The following is a 5,604-nucleotide window of genomic DNA, read 5'->3' as shown; positions in this document are numbered from 1 at the left end:
TTGGAATTTCTTTTTATAGATATTAGAGGATTTATTTTAGGTTTATAAAGTCTTCATTTCTAGCGTTTGAAGTTTGGTTTAGGGGTTAAATAAAAAAATAGTTTAGAAAAGTTTTGGTTATAAATAAATAGAGGTTGTATATTTGCAGCCGCTAACGGGATAAGGTTAGTTAGTTCATAATATTTATTGCGTTTTCAGGGATTTATAAAATAATTTCAAAAAAAAGTAAAAAAGGTATTGTGGGAATAAAAAAAGGGTTTTATATTTGCACCCGCTTAAGTGATAAAGTGCTTAAGAGATATAGAAAAAAAGTTCATTAACATATTGAATTGACAGCGTAAGGAAGTTATTGGAAACGATAATTTCTAAGACAAAGAATAGACCATTTTGAGTACTGAAATTAAACAATTTCGATTAGTTGTTAAATAATATTTAAGATTTAACGATGAAGAGTTTGATCCTGGCTCAGGATGAACGCTAGCGGCAGGCCTAACACATGCAAGTCGAACGGTAACAGAGAAGAGCTTGCTCTTTTGCTGACGAGTGGCGCACGGGTGCGTAACGCGTATACAATCTACCTTTTACAGGAGGATAGCCTTTAGAAATGAAGATTAATACTCCATAGTATAATGATAAGGCATCTTATTATTATTAAAGCTTCGGTGGTAAGAGATGAGTATGCGTCCTATTAGCTAGATGGTGTGGTAACGGCATACCATGGCAACGATAGGTAGGGGCCCTGAGAGGGGGATCCCCCACACTGGTACTGAGACACGGACCAGACTCCTACGGGAGGCAGCAGTGAGGAATATTGGACAATGGAGGCAACTCTGATCCAGCCATGCCGCGTGCAGGAAGACTGCCCTATGGGTTGTAAACTGCTTTTATACAGGAAGAAACCGCTCTACGTGTAGAGTTTTGACGGTACTGTAAGAATAAGGATCGGCTAACTCCGTGCCAGCAGCCGCGGTAATACGGAGGATCCAAGCGTTATCCGGAATCATTGGGTTTAAAGGGTCCGTAGGTGGATAATTAAGTCAGAGGTGAAAGTCTGCAGCTCAACTGTAGAATTGCCTTTGATACTGGTTATCTTGAGTTATTATGAAGTAGTTAGAATATGTAGTGTAGCGGTGAAATGCATAGATATTACATAGAATACCAATTGCGAAGGCAGATTACTAATAATATACTGACACTGATGGACGAAAGCGTGGGGAGCGAACAGGATTAGATACCCTGGTAGTCCACGCCGTAAACTATGGTTACTAGCTGTTCGGACTTTGGTCTGAGTGGCTAAGCGAAAGTGATAAGTAACCCACCTGGGGAGTACGTTCGCAAGAATGAAACTCAAAGGAATTGACGGGGGCCCGCACAAGCGGTGGAGCATGTGGTTTAATTCGATGATACGCGAGGAACCTTACCAGGGCTTAAATGTAGAGTGACAGGACTAGAGATAGTTTTTTCTTCGGACACTTTACAAGGTGCTGCATGGTTGTCGTCAGCTCGTGCCGTGAGGTGTCAGGTTAAGTCCTATAACGAGCGCAACCCCTGTTGTTAGTTGCCAGCATGTAAAGATGGGAACTCTAACAAGACTGCCGGTGCAAACCGTGAGGAAGGTGGGGATGACGTCAAATCATCACGGCCCTTACGTCCTGGGCTACACACGTGCTACAATGGTAGGTACAGAGAGCAGCCACTACGCGAGTAGGAGCGAATCTATAAAACCTATCACAGTTCGGATCGGAGTCTGCAACTCGACTCCGTGAAGCTGGAATCGCTAGTAATCGCATATCAGCCATGATGCGGTGAATACGTTCCCGGGCCTTGTACACACCGCCCGTCAAGCCATGGAAGCTGGGAGTGCCTGAAGTCCGTCACCGTAAGGAGCGGCCTAGGGTAAAATTAGTAACTAGGGCTAAGTCGTAACAAGGTAGCCGTACCGGAAGGTGCGGCTGGAACACCTCCTTTCTAGAGAAAGACGACTAAGCGAGATGAAGTAGGGAAAAAGATAGTTTATTCTTTAGCTGTTAATTTAATTAATCTATTATAGTAGAGTCTCATAGCTCAGCTGGTTAGAGCGCTACACTGATAATGTAGAGGTCGGCAGTTCGAGTCTGCCTGAGACTACTAATAATAAAGGAAATTCTGGAAGCTGTAGGATTCTAAATTCGTAATTCTGAATTTTACATTCTGAATTTAAGAAGGGGAATTAGCTCAGCTGGCTAGAGCGCCTGCCTTGCACGCAGGAGGTCACCGGTTCGACTCCGGTATTCTCCACAATGGCATAAGTTTGCGACAGATAATTTGTTTGTGGCGACTCGCCACAAGTTCATTGACATATTGAAAAAAGATACATAAAAATAAATACAACAATTTATTGTTGTATTAAATCATAATTAGTTAAAGTTTACGAGCTTTTAATTAATTATAACTCATTAAAAAGACAAAAAGTACAATAAGCTACATAAGAGCGTATGGGGAATGCCTAGGCTCTCAGAGGCGATGAAGGACGTGATAAGCTGCGAAAAGCTGCGGGGATTGGCACATACAAATTGATCCGTAGATATCCGAATGGGGCAACCCACTATATTGAAGATATAGTATCCGAAAGGAGGCGAACCCGGAGAACTGAAACATCTAAGTACCCGGAGGAGAAGAAAACAAAAGTGATTCCGATAGTAGCGGCGAGCGAACTCGGATTAGCCCAAACCAGTATTGTTACGGCAATATTGGGGTTGTAGGACCACGATATTTAATGCGTAATGAATTAGAACACTTTGGAAATAGTGACCATAGAGGGTGATAGTCCCGTATAAGTAAAGATCGTTATTGATAGTGGTATCCTGAGTAGTGCGGGGCACGTGTAACCCTGTATGAATTTGGCGGGACCATCCGTTAAGGCTAAATACTCCTGAGAGACCGATAGTGAACTAGTACCGTGAGGGAAAGGTGAAAAGAACCTTGAATAAAGGAGTGAAAAAGATCCTGAAACCATACGCTTACAAGCGGTCGGAGCCCATTAGGGTGACGGCGTGCCTTTTGCATAATGAGCCTACGAGTTACCGTTGCTAGCAAGGTTAAGGACTTCAGGTCCGCAGCCGTAGCGAAAGCGAGTCTGAATAGGGCGCTTTAGTTAGTAGTGGTAGACGCGAAACCGTGTGATCTACCCATGGGCAGGGTGAAGCTGTGGTAACACATAGTGGAGGCCCGAACCGGTTGACGTTGAAAAGTCTTCGGATGACCTGTGGGTAGGGGTGAAAGGCCAATCAAACTCGGAAATAGCTCGTACTCCCCGAAATGCATTTAGGTGCAGCGTTGATTTATAGTTTTATAGAGGTAGAGCTACTGATTGGATGCGGGGGCTTCACCGCCTACCAATTCCTGACAAACTCCGAATGCTATAAAATGTTAATCAGCAGTGAGGGCATGGGTGCTAAGGTCCATGTCCGAGAGGGAAAGAACCCAGACCATCAGCTAAGGTCCCCAAATGTATGTTAAGTTGAATAAACGAGGTTGAACTGCTTAGACAGCTAGGATGTTGGCTTGGAAGCAGCCATTCATTTAAAGAGTGCGTAACAGCTCACTAGTCGAGCGGTTCGGCATGGATAATAATCGGGCATAAACATACTACCGAAGCTATGGACTTGTAAAAGTGGTAGGGGAGCATTGTAGTGTCGTCGAAGGTTTGCTGTGAGGCATTCTGGAGAAGCTACAAAAGAAAATGTAGGCATAAGTAACGATAATGCGGGCGAGAAACCCGCACACCGAAAGACTAAGGTTTCCTCAGCTATGCTAATCAGCTGAGGGTTAGTCGGGACCTAACGCGAACCCGAAAGGGGAAGTGGATGGACAACAGGTTAATATTCCTGTACCTGCTCACGTTAAAAGTGACGGAGGCGTATATTTGGTGCGTGCTGACGGAAATGCACGTTGAAGCCAGTGGTAACACGGCGATAGTACACTGAGACTACGGTCAAGGTGATAATCCAGAGAAGCGACTTCCAAGAAAAGCGAGTGAAGCAGCCCGTACCCTAAACCGACACAGGTAGTTGGGATGAGAATTCTAAGGTGCTCGAGAGATTCATGGCTAAGGAACTAGGCAAAATTGACCCGTAACTTCGGGAGAAGGGTCGCCTACTTCGGTAGGCCGCAGTGAAAAGGTCCAGGCGACTGTTTATCAAAAACACAGGGCTCTGCTAAATCGAAAGATGATGTATAGGGCCTGACACCTGCCCGGTGCTGGAAGGTTAAGTGGAGGGTTTAGCTTCGGCGAAGATCTGAAATGAAGCCCCAGTAAACGGCGGCCGTAACTATAACGGTCCTAAGGTAGCGAAATTCCTTGTCGGGTAAGTTCCGACCTGCACGAATGGTGTAACGATCTGGACACTGTCTCAGCCATGAGCTCGGTGAAATTGTAGTATCGGTGAAGATGCCGATTACCCGCTGTGGGACGAAAAGACCCCGTGCACCTTTACTATAGCTTAGTATTGGTTTTGGATAAGTAATGTGTAGGATAGGTGGGAGACTTTGAAGCGGCGTCGCTAGGCGTTGTGGAGTCATTGTTGAAATACCACCCTTTGCTTATCTAGAGTCTAACCTCTAACGAGGGACAGTGCTTGGTGGGTAGTTTGACTGGGGTGGTCGCCTCCAAAAGAGTAACGGAGGCTTCTAAAGGTTCCCTCAGCACGCTTGGTAACCGTGCGTAGAGTGCAATGGCATAAGGGAGCTTGACTGAGAGACATACAGGTCGATCAGGTACGAAAGTAGAGCATAGTGATCCGGTGGTTCCGCATGGAAGGGCCATCGCTCAAAGGATAAAAGGTACGCCGGGGATAACAGGCTGATCTCCCCCAAGAGCTCATATCGACGGGGGGGTTTGGCACCTCGATGTCGGCTCGTCACATCCTGGGGCTGGAGAAGGTCCCAAGGGTTGGGCTGTTCGCCCATTAAAGTGGCACGCGAGCTGGGTTCAGAACGTCGTGAGACAGTTCGGTCTCTATCTACAGTGGGCGTTAGAAATTTGAGTGGATCTGACTCTAGTACGAGAGGACCGAGTTGGACTAACCTCTGGTGTATCTGTTGTCACGCCAGTGGCATTGCAGAGTAGCTACGTTGGGAAAGGATAAGCGCTGAAAGCATATAAGCGCGAAACCTACCACAAGATGAGATTTCTTTAAAGGGTCGTGGAAGATGACCACGTTGATAGGCTATAGGTGTAAAGGCAGTAATGTCATAGCCAAGTAGTACTAATAGCCCATAGGCTTATTGTACGCCTGTTTTTTTAGAGTAACAACAATATTTTTTATGTGATTCGATTTATCGACTTTTTTCAATATGTTATTATATACGGTTAAGTATTTGATAATACATACGCCGAAAGATTTAAGGTGGTTATAGCGATGGGGCTCACCTCTTACCATTCCGAACAGAGAAGTTAAGCCCATTAGCGCCGATGGTACTGCACTCGTGGGAGAGTAGGTCGCCGCCTATTTTTAAACCCTTACTATTTATTTAGTAAGGGTTTTTGTTTTTAATCTAAAATCTAATCTTTACACCAATAATCATAAATAAACTAATAAATAATACTTTCTATGAAGACTTAAA

2 tRNA genes and 3 rRNA genes are annotated in these 5,604 nt (G+C 44.8%); all 5 read left to right on the top strand.

The window, feature by feature from the left end:
* Nucleotides 1-442 precede the first annotated feature (442 nt).
* The 5 genes from Q0876_RS15550 (at nt 443) to rrf (ending at nt 5,491) form a co-directional block, all read left to right on the top strand.
* Nucleotides 443-1,968: ribosomal RNA gene (locus Q0876_RS15550) — 16S ribosomal RNA — on the top strand.
* A gap of 85 nt (nt 1,969-2,053) precedes the next feature.
* Nucleotides 2,054-2,127: transfer RNA gene (locus Q0876_RS15545), tRNA-Ile, on the top strand.
* Nucleotides 2,128-2,203: 76 nt separating this feature from the next.
* Nucleotides 2,204-2,277 (top strand) — tRNA-Ala (locus Q0876_RS15540).
* A gap of 176 nt (nt 2,278-2,453) precedes the next feature.
* Nucleotides 2,454-5,270: ribosomal RNA gene (locus Q0876_RS15535) — 23S ribosomal RNA — on the top strand.
* A gap of 113 nt (nt 5,271-5,383) precedes the next feature.
* Nucleotides 5,384-5,491: ribosomal RNA gene (rrf, locus tag Q0876_RS15530) — 5S ribosomal RNA — on the top strand.
* The 16S, 23S and 5S rRNA genes sit together here with 2 tRNA genes alongside, the layout of an rRNA operon.
* Nucleotides 5,492-5,604 lie beyond the last annotated feature (113 nt).

It is taken from the genome of uncultured Psychroserpens sp., from assembly GCF_947503375.1.
Lineage (GTDB): Bacteria > Bacteroidota > Bacteroidia > Flavobacteriales > Flavobacteriaceae > Psychroserpens.
Note: the sequence above shows the minus strand (reverse complement) of the source record. Positions and strands in the feature narration are given on the sequence as shown.